The following is a 24,040-nucleotide window of genomic DNA, read 5'->3' on the forward strand; positions in this document are numbered from 1 at the left end:
GATTGAAGCCCCCTTCAGTTCTGAAGGAGCAGGTGCCTTCGAATCGAATTCGCTGGAATGGCGCGGATCGTCACCCTTTCTCAACATCTCAGGTAACGAAGGGCTGGCTGGCCAAAGTCGAGGAATCTCAAAAAGACCTCCTTCAGCGGACCGGAACGTATGGTGCCGGCGCTCCCGATGATGGAGGTATTGTGCCTTCTGCATCATTACCAAACAGTGGAAGGTCGTCCCTTTCATATTCTGCGAAAAATCATTCCTAGAATGCTTAATTCGAGGACGACTAGGATCGCCATCTTCTGGCGGAAGCATCGATCCAATCGATTCAAGTGGTCCTCTGGCGGATACACCGTTGCTTGCATGCGACATCAGGCGTTTTGTACAAGGCGATGTGAAGCGCACCGGTCCCTCGGAGCATTCATTTTGAGAATCCAGGTTTTTTGTAGAATGCAGCTAGAGACCCAAACCCCGCTGCCGGCCCAACTGCCAGGACACCGATCCGCCTTGCACGACGCCGTTGACCTCGCGGCCGAGCTGCCGGTCGATGACTGGCCGCCACGGGACAAGAGTGAAATCGTGGCTCTGCTCCACCACCGCGAACTTACCACTCGATAGTTGAACGGTGCCAGTGAACTTGCCGCTGACAGTCTCGCCATCGGTCACGGCGCGAAACGGCAGATTCTTCCTAGCGGCCATCTCACCGCCGGTGCGTTCTATTTCCCGCGCACGCAGCGTGGCGAGGAGATTGCGCCGATAGAGCGTGCTGCCGTTCGGGCCGGGCGTCGCGTCACCGCGGTCGATATGATGCTGGCGGCGGCGGTCGATCGCCTCACGCACCTGCTGGCCGAACCCGGACGATGAAAGATCGGAGGTTTCCGATGACATGAGCCGCCGGTCGAGCCAGGTCGCGCCTTCCGCGCCGATCTGCTTTTCCAGATCGAACGTCGAGAGGACGCGCGCATTGGCCTGCTTATTGTGGCCGGCGTCATAGGCCGCGGCACGGGTCTCGAAGTCGTCGGGGATGCGCCACTGGTCGGCGTCGATCCGCTCGGCGACGCCGGCGCGGCGCAGCGCCTCCAGCCGGCGCACATGGGCGTCGACATAGCCGTCATAGTCTCCGCCGGGCACGCGGCCCTCGAATTTCGCCTGTTCGAGATGACGGCTTGGCCGATAGACGCCGCCCTCGGCGATTGTCGCAATGGTGCGATCGGATGGCCGGCTCGCGGTCTCGGCCGGGCCGATCTCGACGACGCTGCCGATACGCGCGTCCTCGATGCGAGCCGGGTCGATGCCGGGCAGATGATGGGTGCGCCCGTCGATCCCGTCGACCACGACGGTCAGGCTCTCGCCCAGCTCGTCGGTCAGATATTTGTCGACGACGCGGCCGACCATCGGGACTTCGGGCGGGGCGTCGTGAAGCTGGAAGGTCATCGGATCTCGGTCCAGCCCATCGGCCTTTAGCACCTTGTGCATGTTGCGGATGATGTCGCCGCGCTCGCCCAGCCCGCGCAGCGCCGGTTCCATCCGCTCGCTCAATTCCCAGACGCCCGGCGCGTGTTCGGTGGCGAGACCCATGTTCTCCAGCTTGGAGAGACGGCGCAGGCGCCAGGTCCTGTCGAACTGTCGTTTCGGATCGGCGGGCTCGTTGCGCAGGTCGAGGAAGCGATCTTCGGCTTCCTCGGTCATGGCGCGGTCGATACGGGTGAAGCGGTCCTGGCCGATCTCGGCGGTGAGCTTGCGGCCCTGTTCGATCTCGGTGACGGGACCAAGCTCAAGCGTCACGAGACCGCTCGCCCGCTCGCGGATGCCGTTGGCGAGATAGTCGCCGTTGATGACGAGGTTCCCGCCCAGCTCGTCCACGCCGCGCACGATGACATGGACATGGGGATGGCCGGTATTGTGGTGATTGACCGCGACCCAATCGAGCCGGGTTCCGAGATCGGTTTCGACCTGGACCATGAGGTCGCGCGTATAGGCGGTAAGGTCGGAGAGGTCCGCGGCGTCTTCGGGCGAGACGATGAAGCGGAACTGGTGGCGATCGTCGGCACCACGCTCAACAAAGGCGGCGCCGTGGGCGCGATCTTCGTTCCCCGAATAGAGCTGACCGCGCTCGCCCTCTCGCGAGGTTCCGTCGCGCTGGATGTAGCGCAGATGCGCGGCGGATTTGCCGTTCTTGCCCGCGCTCTGGACATAGCGGGTTTTGACGACGACGCGACGCGCGCCGGGCGCGCCGTGACGCCAGCCGCCCGACAGGGTGCGGGCGCGCACAAAGGCCGCGCCGCGTCCCCGTTTCAGGCCCGGGCCGCCGTTCTTCCGCGACGCCTTCGTGCCCTTGGGCGTGCCTTGCGATCGGGAACGCTGCGACGATGCTGCCGATGAGCGCAATGGGATGTTGCTATGCTGGCGGGCAATCTTCTTCGCCTGCGTCAGGAAGCTCTTGGCCTTGCCGAGCTTGGGCGCATCGACGCGCACACGGCTCGGCCTCGGACGGAAGCGGAATTCATCGTCGTCGCTCAAGCCAGCGCCTCCGAGGAAAAGCCGCGGAAAACCGCCGAATTCGGGCCATGGTGCCGCTCAAAACCAAGCAAAGCCAAGGCTTTGCGCGAAGTCGCGGCACGCGGCCTCCAAAACAAAGGTGCTGTCCGCGCCGCCCCAAAACAGTGTGCAGACAAAGGCTTGCCCCGAAACCGCGCCAACGCAGTGCCGGTTTCCTTTATCTTGCCCTCCGCCCTTTCTTCCCGTTCTGCCCTTCGATCCAGATATGCAGCCAGGCGACCGCCGACCCGACTGCACACCGGAACAAACTCGCGAGAACGCGGGTACGCAATGCTCATCGCAATCCCCCGCGGTTCGCGCGGGCGAGGAACATCGTGCCGCCCTGCCGCTCCGCATCGACAGGATCGCGCACCGCAATGGCAGCGCGACCGTCGCTCGATTGTTCGCCGGACTGTGCGTCGGTTTGCCCGTCCGATACGCTCGGCCGCGGGCCGGATGACGTTTCGGCGGCATTGCGGATGTCGCCCGCGCGCGGAATGAACAGCGGAGCCTCGCGCCAATCGAGCGGCGGTTCGACGCGCTTCTCCGGCGCATCGGTGGGCGCGGCCCCGCCGAGCAGCGGCAGGAGAGCCGCGACATAGGCGCGAGTCTCTGCGGGCAGCGGCCGGCCGGTCGTGTGATAATCGTCATAGCGGCCGGGGCCGGCATTGTAGGCGGCGAGCATCGCCGCGACATTGCCGTAACGGTCCCACATCTCGCGCAGATAGGCGGTGCCTGCGAGGATGTTGTCGCGCGGATCGTAGGGATCGCGGCCAAGCCGGTAGCGCACGCGCAGGCCTGCCCATGTTTCGGGCATGACCTGCATCAGACCAAGCGCGCCGGATGTCGAGACCGCGCGCAAGTCGCCCGCGCTTTCGGCGCGCAGGACGGCGCGAATCCAGTGCTCGGGGATGCCGAAGCGCTGCGACGCCTCAACGATATGCACGCCATGAGAATCGTCGACGAGCCGCGTGACGACAGCCGATTGCGCTATCGTCACGCCCGGTCCCGACGTGATCGCCAGTATCGCCAGAGACACGAGAACAGCAGAACGCCGGGCGAACATGTCTCCCCCGCGACGCCAGCCTGCAAGCGCACTCGCTGCGGTCAAGGGTGCGCGCGCAGCGCCGGCCGTCCTGCGGTCGAGCGGGACGAAGGAATGAGACGGCCTTTTCGCGAACAAAAGAATAATCGGAACGAACATCGCCTAGCTCCGATCCTCGCGCGGCTTTTGCCGCTTCCACGCGAGCCGGAGGGTGCGTGCTTCGTCATCGGCTTGGAACAGCGCCGGACGAAACAACGCGGGGAAAAGCGGGCTGTCGATCTCCAGCGCGATGTAGTCGCCGGCGCGCTCGCCGACACGCTTCCACGCCGCGCCGATCTCGGGGCCGTCCTCATCGTCGATGTGAATCCGGAAAGCGGGCGCATTCTCGGCGTCGCCCGGATCAACCGCGATAAGCACGATCGCCTCGTTGATGCCGAACAGGCGGATTCGGCCGGCATAGCCGTCAGCGGTGCGTTCAAAGATCAGGTTGTCCATAGTCAGTCTCCTTCTCGTTGGCGGAAATCGGACGTCGGCGCGCGCCAACCGAAGCGGCCGACGCCTTCCTCATCGGTCCAGAGCGGAACCGCCCGACCGATGACGAAGCGCGCGGGGATGGGACCGAAGTAGCGGCCGTCCAGGCTGTCGCGGATCCCGCTGTTCATGAGGAAGAGTTCGCCCGTTGCGATGACGCGGCATCCCTGCCAGACGGGCAGATCGCGACCGATGCGGTCCCGATCGAGCGCATCGCCTATCGCCACACCGTCGACCGTGACGGCGCGGCCGGTGCGACACACGCGTTGGCCGGGCAGACCGGCGACGCGCTTCAGGAGCGGCACACCGTCGACGATATAGCCGCGGCCAACCATGAAGGCGGCGAGCGGTTCGGGCGGCATGACGGCGACCAGTTCGGGCGCGGTCAGCCGGTCGGCCGGCTGCATCACGTATAATCCGAGCGGTGCGCTGGCGGTGGCGTTCCAGAGGAGCTCCGTCGGCATGTCGACGGCTAAGGGCGCGGCGACAGCAACGACAGCGAGCAGCGCAACGCCAAGGATGCGGCGGCTCATGGCTCGATCCTCCGGCGACCGATCCAAGCGGCATGACGCTCGGGCGTGTAGGCGTTCGGCTCCAGCCCGGAACTGAGCCGGTTATGGACGTGCCGCCAGTGATCAGGCGATGCGTCGGCCGGATCGACGCTCAGCGCTTCCACCGCGTCGATCGCGGCAAGGACGCGCTGGACCTTTGGCCAGCCGTCGAGCCTGAGCAGGATATCGCCGCCAGGCCGGACGAAGGACAGCGTCTGGAACGGCTCGCCGCGCCGGATAGCCCGCACGACGTCGATGCGCGAGACGACGGTGCCATGCTGGCCGGCCGCCCAGCGGACGAAGGCGAACAGGCTGTCGGGCGCAAAGCCGACGATGCTGCGGCGCCGGTCGATAATCTGTTCGTAGCTCTTGTGGCCGAACCTGATCCAATGCTCGATCCGGCGTTTCTCGAAGGTCAGTTCGACCAGCGTGGTGAAAGGCGCAGGCCCGTCCGGCTGCTGACGGCCATGTGCGTGGCGCGATTCCTTGCCACTCATAAGCGCCGCCCTCCGTTGCTGTCAGATGGGTCGGGCGTGAACAGGTCGCGCAGCACGTCGGCAACGGAACGGGCGGCACTGGCACCACGCATCGCGTACGCGTGCGCCTCGGAAGAAAAGTTACATTCTGGGTTAGACTCTAAGTTAGCGGTCGGATTCAGCTCGCCGGGCCAAAGGCTTAACTGCGGCTTGTGCGCCCGAAATCCCGATAGTGCTGCGCCCGAAGTCCCGATACCCTTTGCGCCCGAAGTCACGAGTGTTTCCACACCCTTTTCAACAGGCACTGTGGATTCGCCGACGGGCCGGATGTGCAGTAGTTCGCGGCGGCCCTCGCGGTAAATTTCGAGGCGGTATCCGAGCAGCGATTGCTTGGCGGCGATGCGGCGAAGGTCGAGCGCGAAATCCGAAATCCGCGCCATCGAGCCGGATTTCTGGTGAAGGTGCGCAACCTCAAAGCGCCAGCCGTGTTGCTGATGGCCGGCGTGTTTGCGGGCGACGCGGTAGAGCCAGCGTTCGATGCCGCCGGTCAGGCGGAAATAGGCTGGGTCGATCGCGAGCACCAGCGATCGGTCGGTGACGCCGCGATAGAACCAATCGGGCAGGACCAATTCCATACCCTCGACACGGCCGTCACGGGTCATCAGCTCCTCCTACTCGTTGATCCAGGAGAATTGATGTCGCCGCCAATGCTCGCCCTGCCGGATCGTCGTGCGGATGGACGTCGATTGCAGGCGGATCAGAGCGCTCTTCAGCAGGCGATATTCGCGCGCGCCGGTGGCGCGGTCGATCGCCATAAGGAGCTGATAGGGCGTGAAACGGAAGAAGCGCGAGGTTCGCAGCCCATTGTTCTCGGCGGTAACGATCTGCGAGGCAGCCCAGATCAGTACGTCGGCATCCCAGATTGTCGCCATACCGCAATCGGCCCCGGCAAACACCTCGACGCGGACGTCCGCGGATTCGTAGAGGATCGGCTCAGTGCGTTTGGCCTTGGCAAGCGAGAAGAACGGCCGTTCCATCAGGTCGCGCTGGTCGCGGGGCGCGGCATCGCCGGTCACGACCACGAAGGGTTCGAGGCGGCTGCGCTCGCTGGAATCGCGGCCGTGAGCGTCAGCGCGGTAATGATCGTTGTCGCGCAGCATTCAGCACTCACCCCGCTCTTGCGGCGTCAGCGGGCGGGCCGGAAAGACCCTACCGGCATTGGTGTCACGGGTGGATTTGCGCGAACCGATCTCGGTCCAGGCTTCGAGATCGCGCACGGCGTAGAGGACGCGGCCGCCGACCTTGCGATAGGTCGGGCCGGTGCCATAGGTGCGGTGCTTCTCAAGGGTTCGGATGGAAATGCCGAGGAAGCGCGCGGCTTCCTGTGTGCGCAACAAGCGCGGCGGCAAATCCGCATTGGGGCGGATGGCCATGGATCACCTGTGGTTCGTGGTTGATGCCGCTGCCACAAGGCGAGCGGGCTGTGGCGAACCATGGCGAGGGATCGGCGGTCGGTAGCGTGCCGCATTTGCGCCTATGCACTGGCGGCACCCCTATGAGACCGAAAAGACAAGAGTTTTCAGCGGCTCACCGCCTGTTGCACCGAATAGGGAGAGACTTTTCCGCCTGCTTCAGATAAAGGTGGGCTAGGAGCAGTGACGCGCTGTTCCGGGGGCGTAGTAACCCCTGTTGGCGGTTGGTGCCGGCCGTGACGGCACCACACTCCTTGATCCTATGGTCGGGGAGCCTGTGGTGTATGCAACAGGTTCTTCGAACTAAAGGCCATGGGGCCGTCCAACGCGGTTACTAACTCCCCGATCACCAGGAGTCAGAGAGGATGTTTGCGGGGGCGTACCGCAGACTACCCCTCTCCAAAGGTAGAGGGAACGACGATGAAAACACCTCCCGAACTCGATCCCGATGTGGATGACGAAGCGCCGAACGGCGATGTGATCACGCCCTATGACGAGCGGCATTTTGTGACGTACATGCGGCTGTTGGACGCCAAAGCGGAGAACGCGGACTGGCGGGAAGTCGCGCAAATCGTGCTGCATCGTGATCCGGTCGCCGATGAACTGCGCACCCGGCGCTGCTGGCAAAGCCATCTCGAACGCGCGCAATGGCTGTCGCGCGAAGGCTATCGGCGTATATTGGAAGAGGCGGCGGCCAATAAGCCCTGACGGACTGATGCTGTCAGCGCGTATCCGATTTGATGGGATAGTGCAGCAGCAAGCGATAGCCGCCACGCATCATTTTGACGCCGTGCGCAACGAGGCGACGAACCTTGTTCTTGCTCGGATCCACCTCCCAATCTTCCTTGCTGCCATGAAAGCTGAGCAGGACTTCGGCGATGGCGCGATAGCTCTCGCCACCTAGCCGGGCGTCGAGCGCGCGTAGCGATAGGATATGCCATTGTCGAAGTTGGGCGGGCAGCGCCCGGAAGTCCGCGCCTGGCGGGCGTCCGGCCAGCGCGCGCCAGAGACGCCGCACGGCGTGGGCGCGAAGCTCCAGATAGGAATCCATCGGCAGGAATGCGGCATAGGAGGCGGCGGCGTCCGGTACGGCGACGCGCAGCCAGAATTGATGCACGACGCCATCGGCCTGCCAGATGCCGTGCCAGCCATCTTCGGCCTGACGCAGTTGAAGGCCGTCGAGATGCGCGAGCACGATCATCGGTTCTGTCTTGCCGTCCCTAAACTCGGCGGACGACAACATGACCGCTTGCGGCCGTAAGCGCGGCGACCAGACCGGAGGCTCAAGATCGGGCGGTGCGTCAGGATCGCATGGGAAATCGCAACCCCCAGCGCCGAATTAAGTGTTCGAGGCGATCAACGCCAGCGTTCCCTTCTGCCCTGGCAGACAGGAAATCCTCCCGGTATTCGTCGTTGCGACGAAGATACTCCCAAGCAAAACCGGCGGCGGTGATGGTTTTTGTGTGCGCATAGGCCGCCGGAGAGCGCCAGTCGATACTCAGCATGGCTCACCTCCCCAATCCGGGCGATGCAGGACCAAGCCCGGACGGAGATGGTCACAGAGCCGACAATATCTTTGTAGCCGCTCTATTCAGATAACTGGAGCGTGTAATCAGATCGCTGCGCCACTTATCTAGGTTTACTTGTCCAACGCTTTGATCGGATAATGCAGCAACAGCCGATAGTCACCGCGCATCATCTTTATGCCATGGGCGACAAGGCGACGGGCCTTGTTCTTGCGCGGGTCGACCTCAAAATCCTCTTTGGTGCCACGGAAGCCGAGCAGAACTTCAGCGATCGCGCGGTTAGCTCTCGCTGCGAAGACGGGCGTCGAGTGCGCGCAGGGATAGATTCTGCCATTGCCGAAGCAGGTCCGGCAGCGCGCGAAAATCAGGACCGGGCGGTGGGCCTTTGAGAGAGCGCCAAAGCCTCCGGGCGGCGTGAGCGCGTGGATCGTAGAGGTCATCCATCGGCAGGACTGTTCCACAGAAAGTCGAGATAGGCTGGTCTGGGGCAAGGCAATGCTCGTTGAACGCTTTTTCAATGATGTCGAGGATCGATTGGTGGAGGCGGCTGAAGAGCAGCGACAATTCCTGGAAGAGCGGGTCAAACTCGCTCGCCGAATGATGGGTAGCATAGATCCTCTGGATTTCCTGAAAAACTGGCGTGCACCCGGCGACCGGTACCAATCGAAGTACGGCGAGTTGCCTCGATCGCCTGATAGCGATCGTTCAGAGGAACAATGAAGAATACCGGAGAAATCAGCATAGCGCCGCGGCAAGCGGGATTTCGGGAGTTCTCGACACGGGACAGGCGGAAACAGGTCAGCCGCAGGAGCTTCAGCATAGCGGTCGCTAAAGAAGCGGGACCGACTGACCCCGCATGGCACGTTCCGTATGCCGGGCTGTGAGAGCCCGCGACCGCAGCACTTGCTAACTTGAGCGAGTGGATCAGGTCTCCTGACGAGATCGCACCACAGAGACAAAGTCGGCAACATCCATCAGCCACGCCTGCTGTGTCAGCCGATAGGTATTGTGCAACCGCTTCGGCACGACGAGCTGCAGTTTCTTGGCCTGCATCTCGTCCGTCTGGTTTTCTGATATCCCGGGTTCAAGGGTAAGAAGGTGTTTTTCCGGGATGCGTAGAGCCTCCGACAAAACCTGGCGCCAGCGATCTTTCAGCGTCGACTTGGCACCGAGCATCGTCAGCCTTGCTTCCGGATACAGCGGATCACGATACTCATTCTGCCCCGGGAACAGAAAATCGGGCTTGTTCCGGTTCTCTGTCTCCGCGCCCCGAACGTAGCGAATCTGCTGGGCGGCAAAAACTGCCTCAAGATGATTTTCGAGAGCCTGTCCCGCCCGCGCCTTTCGTCGGTTCTGGACGCTCAACGAGAACGCCAGAAATCCTTCAACGTCAGCGTCGCCAGCCGCACCAAAGCCGCTTCCAATACGTGCGGCGACGATACGCCGTTCCAGCCTTTTGAAAAGCTGCTCCTCGCGATCCATCCATGAGATCAGCGCAAGGTCTGGATCGTCGGCAGCAGAAACCTCCGGCATCGATGTCCGCGCAAGCTCAGAGAACACGCGTGTTTTCGGGAAGTCGAGACCGAACCGTTCGATGAGGCTATCGAGCCGATCGGCTTCAGGCTCTTCCGGCTCGATCCCCAACTCATCAAGAATATAGCGCGCTGCAAAATCGAGTTCGGCGCTATGTGCGCCGTCGATCTCCTGGAATGTGAAAGCGAATTCGGGCTGCTCCTCCAGCGCAAACAACCAGAGAAGCTGGTTCTGGATCGTAGCAGAGGGCGTTACAACGACGAGGATCGAGCCATCTTGCTGCAAAGCCAGAAACAGCATGTCGCCAGGCTGCATCAGCTCGGTGACGGCGTTTGAGGAATAGTAGAGGTGATACTCGGGTGCGCGCGGCTTTCCTTTGCGGACATTAGACCAGCTCATGAAGCCTTCTTCCGCCAAGGCCTCCTGCTCGCCGGATATCCAGATGAAGCGTGTCGCGATACCTCTGCGATCATCGTCGCCCAGAAGCCGGCGAAGTGGTCTTGTGCCCTGAAATTCGTGCTGGTTCGATTTGTGCGTGATGGTTTCAACCAGCGTCAAACGCTTGGCGACAACTCCGGTAAAGAGATCTGACAAAAGCCCGCGGCGCATTCTACCCTCCCCTGATTTCCAGTCGCGGCCGGTCCGATCTCAGCCACTCGGCACACGACTGAATGACGTCCTCGAGAGGCTGTTGCGTTTTGCCCTTCAGGGCACATTCCCACACGATTGCCTGGCGCCAACTAGCTTCTGTCAGAGCTGCATCAGTCCGCTCATCGACAGCGCGATTGCGCGCGATTTTCGTCTGCCAGAACTCCGGGCGGGTTGAGGGCCATTTGAACAGGTGGCAATCGTGGCCATGCCAGAAGCAGCCATGTGCAAATATCACCGCTTTGTAGCGCGGAAGGAAAATGTCCGGCTTGCCGGGAAGCGAGCGATCATGCAGCCGAAAGCGAAACCCCATAGCATGGAGCCCTTTGCGCAGCAGAAGTTCCGGCTTCGTGTTGGTACCACGGATGCCCGACATCATCCGGCTGCGAACTTCAGCCGGGACGATATCAGCCATGCGCGCTAACTGGCTCCCGATCGGGGCGAGTTACAGTCACAGGCGCTGCCAATGAGCGACCGGCGCCTCTCAGCAATGCGGACTCAATAAATGGCTTCATCGAGTCCGCAAGGAACTCTACCACCGGAACCACGACAGCATTACCAAACTGACGGTAAGCCTGAGTATCCGAAACTGGTATCTTCCAGCGGCGATCGCCCCTGTCAAAGCCCATCAGACGGGCGCATTCAAGGGGCGTCAGTCGACGTGGCCGCTTACCAGGTTGAGCGACGAGAATTTCCGACCCATCCTTGTAGTAGCGGGCAGAGAGCGTCCGCGTCACATCATCAGGACCAAACAGGCTGTATCCGAACCCGTTGCCTTTCGAATTATGCTTTTCCTTGTAGGCCTGCAGGTATTCCCAAAGACGTGGGGTCAGGGTGTATTTCGGGTCGACCTCTTCATGCGGCTCAAGAATGCTGCCAAGTTTCGGTCCATTTCCCGGAAGCTTGAGAGATTTCAGATCGAAGTCGGTCGGTTCACGGAAACCGACAATGAAAATACGTTCGCGGCGCTGCGGTACCCAGTGCTCGGAACTGATCACCCGCGTCTGAACGTGATAGCCAAGCTCGTTCGTGAGCACATTGATAATCGTGGCGAACGTCCGGCCCTTGTCGTGACTTTCAAGGTTCTTGACGTTTTCGAGCACAAAAGCTGCGGGTCGATGATGCGCAATGATCTGGGCGGTATCAAAGAACAGCGTGCCCTGGGTATCGCATAGAAACCCGTGGGGGCGACCAAGGGCATTCTTCTTCGAAACGCCGGCGATCGAGAATGGTTGGCAGGGGAAGCCCGCAAGCAGGATGTCATGCTCAGGGATCAGGTCCGGGTTTTCGGCGTATTCGCGAACATCCCCCGCAAGGCGATGACTATCGCGGAAGTTCAGGCCATAGGTCTTCTGGGCATTCTGGTCCCATTCCGACGTGAACACACAATGTCCGCCGATACCCTGGAAGCCAATACGCAACCCGCCGATGCCTGCAAACAGATCAATGAAACGGAATGAGATCGGCCCGGTACCAGCACTCCTCTTTTCAGCTTCCTGCTTCAACGTGCGAACAGCGAGATCGGTCGGACGGCTGCTGCCGTTTATATACCTGGCAATTGTGCGGTCTGAAACAGCAAGTACTGTACCGGCCTCACCCGGCGTGAGCCCTGCTCGCTGACACAGCTGGTTGAACTCGTTTTCGTCCTGACGTGTCTGCTGCACGAATCACCTGCCATTCTCTGGGTAATTTTTTGCCAAACTGACAAAAAATTTCCCAGATAGCAATCGTTGTTCTCTTATTGTTCTCAAGTTTTTTGGGATATCAACCCCTCAAATCCATTTGACTACAACTCTCTTGAACAGGCGCGAGCTTCCGCGATAAGGCCGTACCACAACCGCGATTACCATTCCGGATCGGAAACCATGCAGCAAATGTCAATCCCGGAGATGAGGGCCTATCTTGAACGGTCGACTTCCAGCCTCAATGCCAATAAACTCCACGGCATGAAAGCCGAAGCCAGCTTTCGATCTTACGTTCAGAGTCTGGGCGCATCGCAACGGGTTTCACCGGGCGGCTGGATTTTTCGGCAAAAGGGAGAACACGATTTCGGAAACAGCACTGTCGCAGTGTTCCCACATTGTCTGGATGCTGACCGTGACTACTCGAAGGAGCCTTCACGCACCGATATCCCACTTACCCTGCACACAATCTGCGCAACTATGCATCAGATCGGCATAAGGAGTTTCTACGCACATCCGGTGATTTCCGGAGGAAGTACGGGAAAAGTTGTGGTTTGGAAACTCATTCAGCTTGGGGTTCCATGGCAGACCGAGTTTGCGGATGCAGATTTGGCCTTTACAGCGTTTATTCGTCGCTCGCGCAGATACAACTATCTGCGATACAGCACCAATGTATCGTCGCTATCCGATGCGGACGTTCTCGTACAGTTTTCTCATGAGAACCTGAGGGTCTTTGTCGAAGACCGCTTCATGTGCGAGACATCCGATATCGACGGGATTGTTTGGGGCGAGCGATACACATACCCCATCGAAATCAAGGAGAAAGCTCCTGCCCGTGACAACGATATAGGAGAGTGGTTTGGGCTGGATACCGGGCCGTTCGTCAAACTGGCCCACTACGCAGCAAGACGTGGAAACCTGCATTCGCTATTCGTTGTGCGCGAAATCGAGGATCCAACAACGCGTACCTTCAAACGCTGGCTGTTCACCGAGTTCGACAAGTTAGCTCAATATGCGTCCTGGGTGCCTCGAAGCGGCGGGCAAAGCATGGGAGGAAGCACGAGCATGGTTGTCAGAATCCCCCGCACTGCATTCCGCGAACTCGATGCAAAAGCGTTGGAACAGATCTGAATCGTGGACCTGAACGCTATAGTCGCGGTTTCCAGCTATGCTTCTCCCGACATTCGACTTTGGAAGATTTCCCAATGCTCTTCAAGAGCCTTGGGATCTGGCCCGCTGGAACCATTGATGGAAAGGACAATCCCATCGTAGGCAGCATATTCCGTGCACAAGCAAGCCGGGTTGAATGAAACACGAAGGGTATTGGGATCAACACCGATGAAACCGAGATCGAACAGCGTGTGAAGATCACTGCGCAGCAAAAGTCCATTCCCGACGCCGTTTTCTTCATGGATTGCATAGGGCCTGATATGGGCAGCTTCGAGGGCCTCGGCAAAACCATAACCGCTTATCTGGCAGCGCATTCCGTAACGCCGCAGAAGTCTCTCACGAAACTGCGGCTGGCCCCGACGGAGACTGATTTCTCGTAAAACACGGCGCCGCCTCGCCACAATCGATGGGAAATCATCTTTTAGTCGTGATCGGTTTTCCTCAGGCACCTGCATTCGACGGACGTAACGCCTCAACAGTGCGAATGCATTATTATCGAGAAAGGGCTCAAGACGGGAAAGATCAACTTCCTTGATCGACATCTGGTCACTGGGCCTCAGCACCGCCTCATGCAGCCGGCTTACTGTCAGCTCGGGAGATACGGGGCGGAATGAATTGGCGTACTGTGCCTCGTAAGTGGTCACTCTGACAGGGTCGTTGATCGGCTCGCTGAAAAAATGACCGTTTTTGCATGCCCAAGGCGGCATCCTGGTTATGCGCCGTTTGATGTTTGTCGCGTTGCATTCCGGACAACGCAACCGATCCTTCGGACCTGCTCCTTCAGAAATGCTCTCGATTTCAGCGATGCCCAGCACTTCGGAACGAGAACGGACAAATATGATATCGCCAACCTGAACGCGCAGATGATTGGCGACGTCACTGTCATATCGATAAACAGCTCCCGGATCATCTCGATAACCCGTGTTGCCGCCATACTGACGGTCGCCGTCGATTGTAAGAAGAGACCAGACGCGGTTCATGATGCTTTGGTCTCTGCAGAGCCGGAAACAGGCGGCTCGTCCTTGCGGGTCTGCACGACAGAAAATTTCAGTTTATCAAGAACATATTCGACGGGAGCCTGGTCGCGATGGTGGCGGTCGGGCGCATCTACGACATATTTGCGGAGCAGTGTATGAACTCCGCCGAGTGTGCGGAAATCCCCTTGCTGCTTTTCCATGAGCATGACGGTATTGATCATCTGGTTCCATGAAGCAAAGGACGTATCGTTGTCGAGACTGACGGATCGCAACGACCAGGCATGGTGTCTGCCGAGTACCAGCTTGCGGATTTGCCTGATCTGCGTGCCACGGGGTATGCGAAATGCCGACCGCAGCATCTGTTCGTCGGCTTCCTCAAGCCAGGTCGACACGACATCGAGCCATCGTAGGGATTCCTCTCGAAATCGCGCCATCCGCGAGGCGTCCGCCCGGAAATCACGGGCAGCGCTATCCTGAAACTTCAACTGCACAAGCAGCAGGTAACCATGCCGCCTGTCGATAACAGCCACATCGACATCGGTTAATTCCCTTCCGTCCTTACGAAGCTTGATGTTTCTCCGTATGACGAGATCAGGGAATGACGACTTAAGCAAACCTTCAACTGCAGTCTGGAATGACCCCTCTCGAAGCTGCTGATACGAATCGTACTCGCGGGGGTAGGTATGCTTCAGCGAGTTAAGCAGAAACTCCATCTGATGATGTCTTCCGGAGAGACACTTGATGATTCCGTCGTTCGCAAATTCGATTACACAGGGCAGCGCCGGGCTCGAATTGTTCAGAAGATTGGCGTTACGAGGGGTGATTGCAATTATTTCATAGATCCTTTCTGCCTGGTCTTCCGTTGTGGTGGTGTAGTGGCGGAAGTTGAGACCAAAAGAATTGAGAGCCTCGCGGATAGACGTTATAAATCCCGCCTTATCTGCGGATATCGTCAGGATATCCTCAATCCGGATTTCCGGATGCTTCTTCACCATGACACGGCAGAACGCTTCGTGCTTAAGGCAGAGCGAAGCCACAAATGCCGCTGCAAGCGTGTATTTTAGGTAGGAGATGCCTCCAAACTCGCGAAGCTCGTTGAATGAATCAAACCCGATCGCATTTTTAAGATCGCTCCAGGCTGCCTGAAAATAAAATTCGTCAAGCAGAGGGTCAGCATTATAGCCCATGAAGTGCTCGCGAAAGACAAACACATTGTCAGTGTGTAGCTCATCAATGACGTTTTGAAGATTACGGCCCTCCGATGTTCGCATGAAATCATGCCTGACCCGCGCCATTTCCCGCGAGAAATGGTGACTGACATCATCTTCTACAGCACCGTGATCGATAATGCCCGCCGGCAGAATGAAATTAAAGCGCCCTTCAGTATCGCGGGTGACCTGACAAAAGCCCGCGAAAGCCGAGTCGGAAACTCGACGACCATGCTGGATAAAACCAAGATGACTGACCAGCGACAGAACCTCGCCATACAGCCGGCGCTGCCGCCTGAAAGTGAGCGCTGGAACGGGATAGCCGCGGTGTATTTGCATTGAGAGCAAAACCAGACGCGCTACACCAAGCGAGATGAGGTAATACTGTTCTTCCTGTTCCTCGGTCGGTTCTTGCTGCTGCCGGTAGTTCCACACGTACCAGTCAAGTTCATTGATGGCCGTCCGAAACGCGAGGCCGACGCGATCCAGCCGGATGTCGCGATGAAGAGTCTCTTCCTCACTCGCCAGCTGATTCAGGAAGTCCCTGATAATGTCCCGCTCGTCAGGTGTCATTCAGGAGCCGCTGATCTTTTGCTTTTCCCACTTGCTCAAGCGGCTACCCATGCTGCCCGTGGCTTGCGAGCTTTTGCGAACGCGACGCAGTGTTGCAGATGAAGATCAATCCCCGCATCATCCAGAGCTTCGAACACAAAGCTACCGCTGCGTTTGTTGACCTCGACCATGAAATCAACAATTGCTTCATCGTCTATATTGAGCCAAGGCTCCTGGTCCAGCAAACGCACGATCCCGCGTACCAGCGGCTCACGGAAGCCCGTATTGGCTCTCTCAATGATCTGCATCCGGTAATTCGCCCGGGCCAGCAACCGACGCAACCCACGCTCAACGTTCCCCGGAGAAGCCAAGGCTGCAACGTGACCGTTCCACCAGAGCCGGCCAATCGCATTGTCGTCGCGGCAACCTGTGATGCCGTTGGCAAAAAAGTGAATCCTGACCATGTTGGCGTCCTTGTCGTTGCCCTTTAGCCAGCGACCGCGCGCGAAATCAAGGCATTCAACGTGACATAGACGTGTCCAGAGCCTCTCTTCCCGGGCGAGCGCGGGCGTCATGCCGGAAAACCCATTCCAGACGAGGAGTGAATTCTGGATTTCAGCTTCGGGCGTTCCAGCAGGATCAAGCTTGGAAGCAATCCCGGGATCCCAGGCCGCAATCCGCGATTCGATCGCCCAGCCGTTTTCTCTAGCAAGATCGGAAAAATCACCAGTGCGATACCGATCGATGTTTTGCGTTATCGTCTCTGCAAGCCGATCGACCACCGGCTGCGACACAAGTCTGACGGCCTCAGTCATTCACGAGATCCTCCTGTTCGATCAACCGGTTCAGGCCAGCGAAGGGCTTGCCAAGCAGTATCTGGGCGTCCGTAAGCAAATCCGGTGACTTCAGGTCGATATCAAGGAGTTCACTGCGCTTCCGGAAGGGTTCAAACCATCTGCAGTGAGAGTGCTGGTCAGGCCCTCCAGCTATTTGCTGGAGAACCTCCATGACGACCGGCACATACAGTGCATTCATCACCACTCCCCGCGTTGCCTCGTCCGTCTGTCTTAAACCCTGAACCAGAGAGAACGAAGTTTCCCCCATCATGATGTGAATCCTGTCTCCTGAGAGGTCGACTTCGAACTCTCCTTCGGGGACCTCCTTGGAAGCAAATATTTCGAAAATCGATTCAATCGAGGGTAAGGCGGGACGCAGCACGTCAACCCGGAGCTCGTCATCCAAAGCGAGTATTTGTCCGACCTCAACATCGATCGGGCCGCCGAACTCGGGATGGCCCCCGTTTGGAGCATAGGCTGCAATAGGACGCAATGCCCAGACCATAGGCCGGATCTGCACCCGGCCCAGCAAAGCACCCGGCGCAAACTGGTGTGATCCAGAGGGGAATCCGAAGCGCTGCAGGCGGCGAAAGCCTGTAGCAACGCAGGTGATGAAACATCCAAACGTAGCGTCACCCTGCTCAATCAGCGCTACCAGCTCAGGTTGTTCCAGCGTTACCTTGCAATGAATATCGACCTGCTGCGCCGCCCCATCCTCACGCAATGTGAGCTCTGCATGAAATGAAGCTCCATCAATATCACTCGACCAGGGTGCTAGCACCGGATGCGGGTAGCTCGTGGTTTCCGAAATTTTCATCCTACACGGGCTCCTTTTCTTCAGCCGCGGTGAATTTGACCGCACTGAGCTCAACTGGACCCGCAAATGGCTCGGTAAGCGTGATCTCAAGCTGCACGCGCTGGCCGGCGCGAACATTCATTTGCACCCGCCCTTTGCTGACCGTTCCAGGAGAACTCGACTGCACGTCGAGACTGACATCATCAGTAAGACCCGAAGCCTCGAGTGCGAGTTCGATGTTGCCAGATGCGGTCGGCGTGAACCAGACGCTACGGATTGTTGGATTGCCGGCTCTCGCCGTTGAACGTATGGCATCCAGAGGCACCGCAGCGCCGGTTCCCATCCTGCGTTGAGTTTTGCGGCTCTCTCCTGTCCTAGAACCGACCTGGCTGCGGCCAGTGCCGCCCCGCTTTTTGGCTTTTCCCTTCCCGGTCGCTCCCGTGGCCTGTCGACGTGTCCCCCGCCGCGGCTCCTGGTAGATGTAAGCGTCGGGATCTCGTTCTTCGTCTTCGCGGCCCTCATCGCGCGTCGTACCGGTATCCGCGAACATCGACGAGAGTTCATCGAGGCGGCTGTTTTGCACCTCATCGATCTTGGCTACCGAGCGGATGATTTTGCGTACCTCGCTGATAAGCTTTTTGATCTGCTCACGCGCGAGCGCTCGACCTTTCTCATCAACAATCCGGTCCGGCTCAAACGCATCGTGAGCAGGATTTTCGAGTTGCTTGAGCAACGCGCTCGGAGCGCGACCTTCATCTGCCGAAGCAGGTTCAAGCACAGCAATAAATTCTCTGGTACCCGGAAATTGGCGCATCGGCTGCGAAAACTTTGCGAAATTGTCGGTGATGTAGATGCCGTTGCGCAACACGTGCACTTCGCGGGGAAGCTGTTCGCTGACGAGCAGGTGGAGCGTAAAATCCCCGAGCCCCGAGATAGTGATGCCATGCCGTGTCGCAGCTTCTGACCTTATGCATAACAGAAGTCGGCGAGCACGATCCAGTTCAGCAAGCTGATCATGTTCATGCGCAAGCGCCTCCAGACCTTTGTCTTCCAGCACGGTATCCAGTGACGTACTATTGATCACGGAGCCATCGACGACAAACTCGATTTGACCGCGGTCAATCGCGACGAAGAAATTGGTAACAAGTGACAGCGTCATTCGCGATGCCCAATGATCACGCTCATCAAAGCCCATCGCATAAATCGAGGTACCGATTTCTTCCCTAGCCAGCCACTCCGGTACCGCGGCAGGATCTTCAATGGCCCTGAAACCTGAATCCCCCCAGTAACCCTCGGCCGAGCATTTTCGCTCTCCGTCATTGTGAGAGATCAGACGTAGCCTTCCCTGTGCGGCGAACTGGACAACATTGTCTGAATCTTCATAGCAGGTCGAATAGATGACCGTCTGGAGTTCGGATATGGCAAAAGCCGCATTTTTACCGATACCAAATGAACCGGCGGACGTTTCATCGGGCTTGTTGGTGATGCCATCCCCTTTCACAAGGGCCGTGAATACGGAGCCGGGGTCATCGATAGGTCCCGTCAAGCCTGTGGTGTTTATGTCAGATATCCGCAGGATCTTGACCATCGGCGCCGATATTGCAGCGAGCGCGCGTTCAAGGTGAGCTTTCGTTTTTTCGTTCTGTGGCGCCTTGAGACAGCATTGAATGGAATGCTGGAGCTCATCCGCAAAAGGGATGTCCTGCCGCTTTACCAACAGCATGTCGAAGCTGACGCGGACAGGACCGGATCCCCGCATTGCGTCGCGGCTGTTCTGCCCGGTCTCACGAGCACAGCTTGTGTACGGTGAACCTCGGAAGGTTTCGAAGCCTGCGTATGCAAGACCCTCAACCTTACTAGCCTCGTTCGTTAGAAAGCGTATCCCCGCCATCCCCCACCTCCCTACCTCACCGTATTTAAAGTTTGAATTCTCCACCACCCGTATCACCATCACGGGCAAACCGCGCCTTCGCGACTTCCATCGCTTTCTGGATGGCGGAAAACATCTTTCGGATGTCAGCTTCGGTAAATTCGTAAGCGGATGTGTTTGACAGATTTCCGATAAGTTGAAGATCTTTTATCGCGCGATTAACCCTCGCCTCAGCAAGTTCTACAAACTTTTCTCTTTTTTTAGTCATGCACATCACCTGAATTTCTTATTCTTCCAATATTTAGCCTGATCGCAAACATGTCAATAATATTTCAGAATTATGTGTAATATTTTTCACATGTTTCACCGACTAACGGCAAGTGGCCGCGCGCAGCGTCGCCTCCAGGACTGCAACAGAGTCTGACAGGGCTTCATGGGCGAGAATTTTAAATCCCTGAAAATATTGATGATATTCGCGATACGCAGTCACCCGGCATGAACGCGGAGGATGTGTTCATCCAGCAGCGCCGCCACTGGATTCGCTTGCACGAAAAAGTGGAACGCAACATACTACCCTGCCACGCCACCACACGATCGAGTGCTATGTAAATGGCTTGAAGCCTGCGGCCTCAAGGGCGAACCGAAGGCACCTTTGTTTCCGACCATCCGGCGGGGATCGGGACGCGGCGCGGGTGAATTGAAGCGCGCACCCCTGAACCAGTCCGACGCATATGAGCGTGTCCGCCGTCACGGCCTTTCCGCAGCGATCGGCACGAAGGTCGGAAACCATTCCATGCCCGGCACGGGCATCACGACCTATCTCAGAAATGACGCAACGTTGGAAAAGGCGGCCCAAATGGTCAACAATTCCTCGACGCGTACGATCCAACTCTATGACCGCCGCAGCGATGATGTGAGCCTGAACAAGGTCGAACGGATTCTTATTTAGCTCAACTACAACGACTTATTGGCAAGGAATTTTCGCTCGTATACGGTGTGAATGAAAACGCTCGGGAGTTGAGAGGCGCGTGACTAAGAAAATTACGACCTGCTATATCTCGGCACCTCCAGGTGCCAACCTCGACGCTATTCGTTCAGCTTTGACCGAAAAAGGTATCGATATCCTGACGCCTGATGATTTTGCTCAGTCGACCGTTCTGGCAACCCATACCTCCTCTCTTATAGAGCAGGCGGACCTTGTGATTGGCGTGCTAACGAACGAACGTCGCTCGCAATGGGTTTTGCTCGAACTCGGTATGGCAATCGGCCTAAAGAAACAGACCATACTTATCGCCCCTCCGAAAAGCTTTGTGCCTTTACCCCTTCAAGGCGCTCTGATTCTGCGTATACCGCTGAATAACAAGGAGGCGCTCGGGTTCACCCTCGAGCAGCTGCTGGCAGCGCCTGCCCCCACTCCGAAATCCTCTCCCTCTCCAGTTCAGCAGACAACCGCCCTCGGTCAACGGGCAAGTTTCTATCTTACCCAGGTCAATCGCCATATCGATGACCGTGAGTATGCCGCCGTCGAGCGTGTTGTCGCCGACGCTCTTCGCGAAAGTGGCCTCGAAGCTTTGTCAGAGTCCAAGCACAAAGATCATCGGTTCGATATCGCCGTGTGGTCAGATGAACTCCAGCCATTTGTCGGGAACCCATTGCTGATTGAAGTAAGGGGACAATGGCGAGATACGGAACGCGAAAAATCCATGTTACGATCTTTCCAGCTCCATACTTTGGCGGCTGGTGCACAATGGGGTCTGCTTATTCATGGAGGCAGCGAGATTCCACGTAAGGTACTGACGTCCCTCGCCCCCACCATCTTAACGATTTCGTTGGAATTGCTCTTCAAAAAGCTGGAAAGTCGGTCATTCGCGCGCATCATCACCGATCTGAGGCATGACAGGGTTCATAATAGAGGTCGCGATGCCTCCAATTGACGTCGCTGTTATCGAAGCGCACTTGGCGACGGGGGCTGATGGGGCCACCACGACTGAAAAGGGTCGGGCACTCGAAGATTTGATCTGCTACATCTTCGGACTTGTACCGGGAATTGCAGTGACGCGACGCAATCAAATGAATGCTTTCCACACCGAGGAAATCGACGTCGCTCTATGGAACGATACAGACCCCCTTGGACTCCCTTTTCTACCGAACATCATCCTAGTCGAATGCAAGAACTGGAGTGCTCGAGTCAGCAGCAACGAAGTGAGCTGGTTTTTGACAAAGATGCGAAATCGCGGACAAGATTTCGGAATTTTGCTCGCGCCGAATGGAATTACGGGCGTTGCAGATGATTTAACGGCCGCCCATAGCTTGATCGCCGGCGCGCAGGCCGAACGGCGCCGACTGATAGTCTTGGATGCCGACGATTTGCGAGCGCTTACCGATACCGACCAACTTATTCTTATGATTAAAGAGAAGCTGTGTGACTTAGCTGTTAAAGGCACGATCTAAGATCGCTAGAGTTTTTCTACTTCTTCATGAAGCTTTCTCAGATGCTCGTCAGACATATCCAAGATCGGCTCGTACATAAATGAGTTGAGGTGAATATTCTCCGGTGTCATCAGCAAGACCTTCTCCAACACTTTAATTTTGTCGCGATGACCAGGAAAGTCGGTTCGATAGCGCTTCAGCAGTGCTGCAGTTTGATTGGCCTTGATGCCAGCCACATACCCCGGGTCAGAGATTATATTGGCCATATATTTCTCGGCGAGTACACGAGTTACGATCGCTAGGACGATCTTATTCTCGAAATTCACACCTCCGGCGGCCAACCGGCAAGCAGTTGCCTCGCTCTCCATCATCGTCAGCACCGAAGCTGTCGCGTTGGCGGCCACTAGCGCAGTTCCAAACAACCGATTGTAAACGTCATATAGATCGGCTTCCGTAAGGGCGGGCGTGTCGATCTTCCAATGCAATAATGACGTCAGCTTTATAAAGTCTGGATCATCTTCGCCCTTGGTGAACTCGACGAGGTTCCTCATGAAAGGGATAGTAGCTATTCGTTTTTTCGGATCGGCAGCAAAGCCTGGCTTCCAATCATTGACAAAAATATTCTTGATACCGGAGGCGACTCCAAGTTGAATTTCCGTATTCGTCTTTGATATCATGAAGCAATTTGAGTATTTTACGAATCTGCTATTGAGAGTTCGGAAAAAATCAAAGTTGTGTGTTAATATTATTTGGTTGAAATTCGGGCCGTCGGATATATCTTTAAGATATTGAATGATCGCATATTTATTTCGGTAGTCAAAGGAGTCAGCGACATCATCGACGACCAATAATGTGTTTTGCCCTGCTGCCCGTCTTGCTTCGATCTCGAAGATGATATTCAAGATGTACAGCGCTTTCTTCTCACCAGTGCTCAAAGCGGCTATCAGCGCCGTTCGATCAACAGGGGCGCTATCGCTGCCGTCGTCGAACGTGAATCCGAGGCTGAGCATCGGTTCTTGTCCAAGTATGACGGATGTCCGGTTTTTGGCGATCAACGTGAAGGGCACAAAAAACCTGTCATTGAAGATATCAATAACATCTTCCCACTGCGTTCTCTCCCTCGATGCCTGAGCTTCGATCTCTTGCCGCCTTTTTTCAGCGGATTGATATTTGACGAGCAAGTCTTCGTAAAGCTCATAGTTCGATGCGATATAAGACTTCCAGACGTCCTCCTTGAAGGCGGCGACATTCGAGAGTCGCGGAAGCACGTCCTCGTTCTCACTCAAATATGCTTCAAAGCCTCGCATCCCAGCGTTCTTTTGCAGTAGCTTTTCGATTTCAGCGAATTTCTTTTTAAGAGCTTCATCATTTGTTATTGCGTCTTTTTCCGCTTTAACAAGCGCTTCAAGTTCTTTTTCGTCGGCGATATCCGTTATAGAACCAGCGTTTAGTCTTAGCGTATGTTTTGCGCGGAAGAACCCATTATCAGCCAAGCTTTTCGCAATAGTCGCAGCATTGTAGTAGTTAAAAGTTCCCTTTTTGAAATATTTTGAGTTGGCGAGAAGCTCATTATACTTCTTTACGTACTCCTCGATCGTCGTTTTAAAATCTTTTGTTGCTAGAAAATTCAACACGTTTTCGTCAAAAATCACATCGTATTTCAAATTTGCATAAGGTGTTTCTTTTTGAGATTTCATCTCTTCGCGTATACGAACGAGGGCGGTCATAAGATCGTCCGCGCGGCTCGTGTAGGTCAACGATATCTCGGCGACCAAGTCCTTCTTTGACCCCGACTGCGTTTTCATCGCTGCCAGGAACGAGTCTTTGGCTTTATCAATCTCGGCGTAGAGTTCCTCATATTCTCTGCGAAGTGTCGCATTCACCAACAACGTCGATGTCTTCGCTGAATGTCCCAAGACTTCATCATATGGCTGCACCACAAGCACGTCAGTTGCGGCTAGGTCCTTACCAGTCTCATCCTTAATGTCGCGGGTCGTCGTCCGAGTCGTGAATATTCGGTCTTTGGACGCCGCACCTTCGGCTACGTCCTGAAAGGTTTTCGCGAGCGATGATTTCATTGCCCCATTGGGAGCGTAGATCGCTACTGCATTCCCATTGGAGAAATTGAATGCTGCATCTAATTTTTTGATGCCGTAACAATGCTCGAGCTTCACCATAATTTGCTGCATTTTGATCCCCCTGCCA

26 protein-coding genes and 1 pseudogene are annotated in these 24,040 nt (G+C 57.1%); 5 read left to right on the forward strand and 22 right to left on the reverse strand.

The features are described from left to right. Positions 1-450: 450 nt before the first annotated feature. From ACT54B_RS03365 to ACT54B_RS03395, 7 genes and pseudogenes are all read right to left on the reverse strand, one after another. Positions 451-1,956, reverse strand: a complete 1,506-nt coding sequence (locus ACT54B_RS03365; protein ID WP_476043495.1) for a DUF3363 domain-containing protein — start codon at positions 1,954-1,956, stop codon at positions 451-453. A gap of 871 nt (positions 1,957-2,827) precedes the next feature. Beyond that, positions 2,828-3,736 (reverse strand): lytic transglycosylase domain-containing protein, encoded by a 909-nt coding sequence (locus tag ACT54B_RS03370; RefSeq protein WP_476042844.1) that lies wholly within the window; start codon positions 3,734-3,736, stop codon positions 2,828-2,830. 3 nt (positions 3,737-3,739) lie between these two features. Then, entirely contained in the window at positions 3,740-4,072 is a 333-nt protein-coding gene (locus tag ACT54B_RS03375) for a DUF736 domain-containing protein (RefSeq protein WP_476042845.1), read from the reverse strand. A 2-nt stretch (positions 4,073-4,074) separates the two neighbouring features. Then, positions 4,075-4,641 carry a S26 family signal peptidase gene (locus ACT54B_RS03380; protein ID WP_476042846.1) on the reverse strand — a complete coding sequence of 189 codons (567 nt, stop codon included), beginning with the start codon at positions 4,639-4,641 and terminating at the stop codon, positions 4,075-4,077. Beyond that, positions 4,638-5,156 (reverse strand): DUF2840 domain-containing protein, encoded by a 519-nt coding sequence (locus ACT54B_RS03385; RefSeq protein WP_476042847.1) that lies wholly within the window; start codon positions 5,154-5,156, stop codon positions 4,638-4,640. Before ACT54B_RS03385 ends, ACT54B_RS03380 begins: the two co-directional genes overlap by 4 nt. Further along, positions 5,153-6,295: pseudogene (locus ACT54B_RS03390) on the reverse strand (replication initiator protein A). The gene ACT54B_RS03385 and the pseudogene ACT54B_RS03390 overlap by 4 nt, the downstream one beginning before the upstream one ends. Next, positions 6,296-6,568: a helix-turn-helix transcriptional regulator gene (locus tag ACT54B_RS03395; RefSeq protein ID WP_476042848.1), complete on the reverse strand. Its 273-nt coding sequence runs from the start codon at positions 6,566-6,568 to the stop codon at positions 6,296-6,298. Between the two features lie 459 nt (positions 6,569-7,027). On the opposite strand from ACT54B_RS03395, the gene ACT54B_RS03400 reads away from it, so the two are divergent. Further along, positions 7,028-7,315 (forward strand): DNA -binding domain-containing protein, encoded by a 288-nt coding sequence (locus ACT54B_RS03400; RefSeq protein WP_476042849.1) that lies wholly within the window; start codon positions 7,028-7,030, stop codon positions 7,313-7,315. A 13-nt stretch (positions 7,316-7,328) separates the two neighbouring features. Here the strand turns inward: ACT54B_RS03400 and ACT54B_RS03405 are convergent, their stop codons facing one another. The 8 genes from ACT54B_RS03405 to dcm all read right to left on the reverse strand — a co-directional run bounded on the left by ACT54B_RS03405 (position 7,329) and on the right by dcm (position 11,978). Next, positions 7,329-7,808, reverse strand: a complete 480-nt coding sequence (locus ACT54B_RS03405) for a DUF2285 domain-containing protein (RefSeq protein WP_476042850.1) — start codon at positions 7,806-7,808, stop codon at positions 7,329-7,331. A gap of 100 nt (positions 7,809-7,908) precedes the next feature. Continuing rightward, the gene (locus tag ACT54B_RS03410; RefSeq protein ID WP_476042851.1) at positions 7,909-8,112 is read right to left on the reverse strand and encodes a transcriptional regulator domain-containing protein; all 204 of its coding nucleotides are present in this window, start codon (positions 8,110-8,112) and stop codon (positions 7,909-7,911) included. A gap of 134 nt (positions 8,113-8,246) precedes the next feature. Further along, positions 8,247-8,459, reverse strand: a complete 213-nt coding sequence (locus ACT54B_RS03415) for a DNA -binding domain-containing protein (protein ID WP_476043496.1) — start codon at positions 8,457-8,459, stop codon at positions 8,247-8,249. Further along, the gene (locus ACT54B_RS03420) at positions 8,413-8,577 is read right to left on the reverse strand and encodes a DNA -binding domain-containing protein (protein ID WP_476043497.1); all 165 of its coding nucleotides are present in this window, start codon (positions 8,575-8,577) and stop codon (positions 8,413-8,415) included. Before ACT54B_RS03420 ends, ACT54B_RS03415 begins: the two co-directional genes overlap by 47 nt. A gap of 136 nt (positions 8,578-8,713) precedes the next feature. Beyond that, complete coding sequence (locus tag ACT54B_RS03425) at positions 8,714-8,953, reverse strand: hypothetical protein (protein WP_476042852.1); 240 nt, start codon at positions 8,951-8,953, stop codon at positions 8,714-8,716. 104 nt (positions 8,954-9,057) lie between these two features. Further along, on the reverse strand, positions 9,058-10,275 hold the full coding sequence (locus ACT54B_RS03430) for a type II restriction endonuclease (protein WP_476042853.1): 1,218 nt from the start codon (positions 10,273-10,275) through the stop codon (positions 9,058-9,060). Between the two features lies 1 nt (position 10,276). Further along, positions 10,277-10,729: a very short patch repair endonuclease gene (locus ACT54B_RS03435; protein ID WP_476042854.1), complete on the reverse strand. Its 453-nt coding sequence runs from the start codon at positions 10,727-10,729 to the stop codon at positions 10,277-10,279. After that, complete coding sequence (gene dcm / locus ACT54B_RS03440; protein ID WP_476042855.1) at positions 10,722-11,978, reverse strand: DNA (cytosine-5-)-methyltransferase; 1,257 nt, start codon at positions 11,976-11,978, stop codon at positions 10,722-10,724. Before dcm ends, ACT54B_RS03435 begins: the two co-directional genes overlap by 8 nt. 201 nt (positions 11,979-12,179) lie before the next feature. Here dcm and ACT54B_RS03445 point away from each other — a divergent pair, with 201 nt between their 5' ends. After that, entirely contained in the window at positions 12,180-13,127 is a 948-nt protein-coding gene (locus ACT54B_RS03445; RefSeq protein ID WP_476042856.1) for a hypothetical protein, read from the forward strand. A gap of 35 nt (positions 13,128-13,162) precedes the next feature. Here ACT54B_RS03445 and ACT54B_RS03450 read toward each other — a convergent pair whose 3' ends face one another. From ACT54B_RS03450 to ACT54B_RS03475, 6 genes are read right to left on the reverse strand one after another with little or no spacing between them, the layout of a single operon-like run. Beyond that, entirely contained in the window at positions 13,163-14,146 is a 984-nt protein-coding gene (locus tag ACT54B_RS03450) for an HNH endonuclease (RefSeq protein ID WP_476042857.1), read from the reverse strand. After that, on the reverse strand, positions 14,143-15,924 hold the full coding sequence (locus ACT54B_RS03455) for a hypothetical protein (RefSeq protein ID WP_476042858.1): 1,782 nt from the start codon (positions 15,922-15,924) through the stop codon (positions 14,143-14,145). Before ACT54B_RS03455 ends, ACT54B_RS03450 begins: the two co-directional genes overlap by 4 nt. Positions 15,925-15,959: 35 nt before the next feature. After that, positions 15,960-16,718, reverse strand: a complete 759-nt coding sequence (locus ACT54B_RS03460; RefSeq protein ID WP_476042859.1) for a DUF6339 family protein — start codon at positions 16,716-16,718, stop codon at positions 15,960-15,962. Further along, on the reverse strand, positions 16,711-17,556 hold the full coding sequence (locus tag ACT54B_RS03465) for a hypothetical protein (protein WP_476042860.1): 846 nt from the start codon (positions 17,554-17,556) through the stop codon (positions 16,711-16,713). Before ACT54B_RS03465 ends, ACT54B_RS03460 begins: the two co-directional genes overlap by 8 nt. A gap of 1 nt (position 17,557) precedes the next feature. Then, entirely contained in the window at positions 17,558-19,426 is a 1,869-nt protein-coding gene (locus ACT54B_RS03470) for a hypothetical protein (RefSeq protein WP_476042861.1), read from the reverse strand. Between the two features lie 25 nt (positions 19,427-19,451). Then, entirely contained in the window at positions 19,452-19,673 is a 222-nt protein-coding gene (locus tag ACT54B_RS03475; RefSeq protein WP_476042862.1) for a hypothetical protein, read from the reverse strand. Between the two features lie 384 nt (positions 19,674-20,057). Between ACT54B_RS03475 and ACT54B_RS03480 the strand changes: the two genes are divergently transcribed. The 3 genes from ACT54B_RS03480 to ACT54B_RS03490 all read left to right on the forward strand — a co-directional run bounded on the left by ACT54B_RS03480 (position 20,058) and on the right by ACT54B_RS03490 (position 21,856). After that, positions 20,058-20,354, forward strand: a complete 297-nt coding sequence (locus ACT54B_RS03480; RefSeq protein WP_476042863.1) for a site-specific integrase — start codon at positions 20,058-20,060, stop codon at positions 20,352-20,354. Between the two features lie 79 nt (positions 20,355-20,433). Continuing rightward, entirely contained in the window at positions 20,434-21,339 is a 906-nt protein-coding gene (locus tag ACT54B_RS03485) for a hypothetical protein (protein WP_476042864.1), read from the forward strand. Next, on the forward strand, positions 21,326-21,856 hold the full coding sequence (locus tag ACT54B_RS03490) for a restriction endonuclease (protein ID WP_476042865.1): 531 nt from the start codon (positions 21,326-21,328) through the stop codon (positions 21,854-21,856). Before ACT54B_RS03485 ends, ACT54B_RS03490 begins: the two co-directional genes overlap by 14 nt. Positions 21,857-21,861: 5 nt before the next feature. On the opposite strand, the gene ACT54B_RS03495 is transcribed toward ACT54B_RS03490, so the two are convergent. Then, complete coding sequence (locus ACT54B_RS03495; RefSeq protein ID WP_476042866.1) at positions 21,862-24,024, reverse strand: phage infection protein; 2,163 nt, start codon at positions 24,022-24,024, stop codon at positions 21,862-21,864. Between the last annotated feature and the right edge of the window lie 16 nt (positions 24,025-24,040).

It is taken from the genome of Gellertiella sp. DMC107 (assembly GCF_056313605.1).

Excerpts from the sequence above, each read along its gene's own strand:
- ACT54B_RS03365 (WP_476043495.1), bottom strand. The coding sequence starts at position 1,956 with ATGGTCCAGGTCGAAACCGATCTCGGAACCCGGCTCGATTGGGTCGCG.
- ACT54B_RS03370 (WP_476042844.1), bottom strand. The coding sequence starts at position 3,736 with ATGTTCGTTCCGATTATTCTTTTGTTCGCGAAAAGGCCGTCTCATTCC.
- ACT54B_RS03375 (WP_476042845.1), bottom strand. The coding sequence starts at position 4,072 with ATGGACAACCTGATCTTTGAACGCACCGCTGACGGCTATGCCGGCCGA.
- ACT54B_RS03380 (WP_476042846.1), bottom strand. The coding sequence starts at position 4,641 with ATGAGCCGCCGCATCCTTGGCGTTGCGCTGCTCGCTGTCGTTGCTGTC.
- ACT54B_RS03385 (WP_476042847.1), bottom strand. The coding sequence starts at position 5,156 with ATGAGTGGCAAGGAATCGCGCCACGCACATGGCCGTCAGCAGCCGGAC.
- ACT54B_RS03395 (WP_476042848.1), bottom strand. The coding sequence starts at position 6,568 with ATGGCCATCCGCCCCAATGCGGATTTGCCGCCGCGCTTGTTGCGCACA.
- ACT54B_RS03400 (WP_476042849.1), top strand. The coding sequence starts at position 7,028 with ATGAAAACACCTCCCGAACTCGATCCCGATGTGGATGACGAAGCGCCG.
- ACT54B_RS03405 (WP_476042850.1), bottom strand. The coding sequence starts at position 7,808 with ATGATCGTGCTCGCGCATCTCGACGGCCTTCAACTGCGTCAGGCCGAA.
- ACT54B_RS03410 (WP_476042851.1), bottom strand. The coding sequence starts at position 8,112 with ATGCTGAGTATCGACTGGCGCTCTCCGGCGGCCTATGCGCACACAAAA.
- ACT54B_RS03420 (WP_476043497.1), bottom strand. The coding sequence starts at position 8,577 with ATGGATGACCTCTACGATCCACGCGCTCACGCCGCCCGGAGGCTTTGG.
- ACT54B_RS03425 (WP_476042852.1), bottom strand. The coding sequence starts at position 8,953 with ATGCTGAAGCTCCTGCGGCTGACCTGTTTCCGCCTGTCCCGTGTCGAG.
- ACT54B_RS03430 (WP_476042853.1), bottom strand. The coding sequence starts at position 10,275 with ATGCGCCGCGGGCTTTTGTCAGATCTCTTTACCGGAGTTGTCGCCAAG.
- ACT54B_RS03435 (WP_476042854.1), bottom strand. The coding sequence starts at position 10,729 with ATGGCTGATATCGTCCCGGCTGAAGTTCGCAGCCGGATGATGTCGGGC.
- ACT54B_RS03445 (WP_476042856.1), top strand. The coding sequence starts at position 12,180 with ATGCAGCAAATGTCAATCCCGGAGATGAGGGCCTATCTTGAACGGTCG.
- ACT54B_RS03450 (WP_476042857.1), bottom strand. The coding sequence starts at position 14,146 with ATGAACCGCGTCTGGTCTCTTCTTACAATCGACGGCGACCGTCAGTAT.
- ACT54B_RS03455 (WP_476042858.1), bottom strand. The coding sequence starts at position 15,924 with ATGACACCTGACGAGCGGGACATTATCAGGGACTTCCTGAATCAGCTG.
- ACT54B_RS03460 (WP_476042859.1), bottom strand. The coding sequence starts at position 16,718 with ATGACTGAGGCCGTCAGACTTGTGTCGCAGCCGGTGGTCGATCGGCTT.
- ACT54B_RS03465 (WP_476042860.1), bottom strand. The coding sequence starts at position 17,556 with ATGAAAATTTCGGAAACCACGAGCTACCCGCATCCGGTGCTAGCACCC.
- ACT54B_RS03470 (WP_476042861.1), bottom strand. The coding sequence starts at position 19,426 with ATGGCGGGGATACGCTTTCTAACGAACGAGGCTAGTAAGGTTGAGGGT.
- ACT54B_RS03475 (WP_476042862.1), bottom strand. The coding sequence starts at position 19,673 with ATGACTAAAAAAAGAGAAAAGTTTGTAGAACTTGCTGAGGCGAGGGTT.
- ACT54B_RS03490 (WP_476042865.1), top strand. The coding sequence starts at position 21,326 with ATGCCTCCAATTGACGTCGCTGTTATCGAAGCGCACTTGGCGACGGGG.
- ACT54B_RS03495 (WP_476042866.1), bottom strand. The coding sequence starts at position 24,024 with ATGCAGCAAATTATGGTGAAGCTCGAGCATTGTTACGGCATCAAAAAA.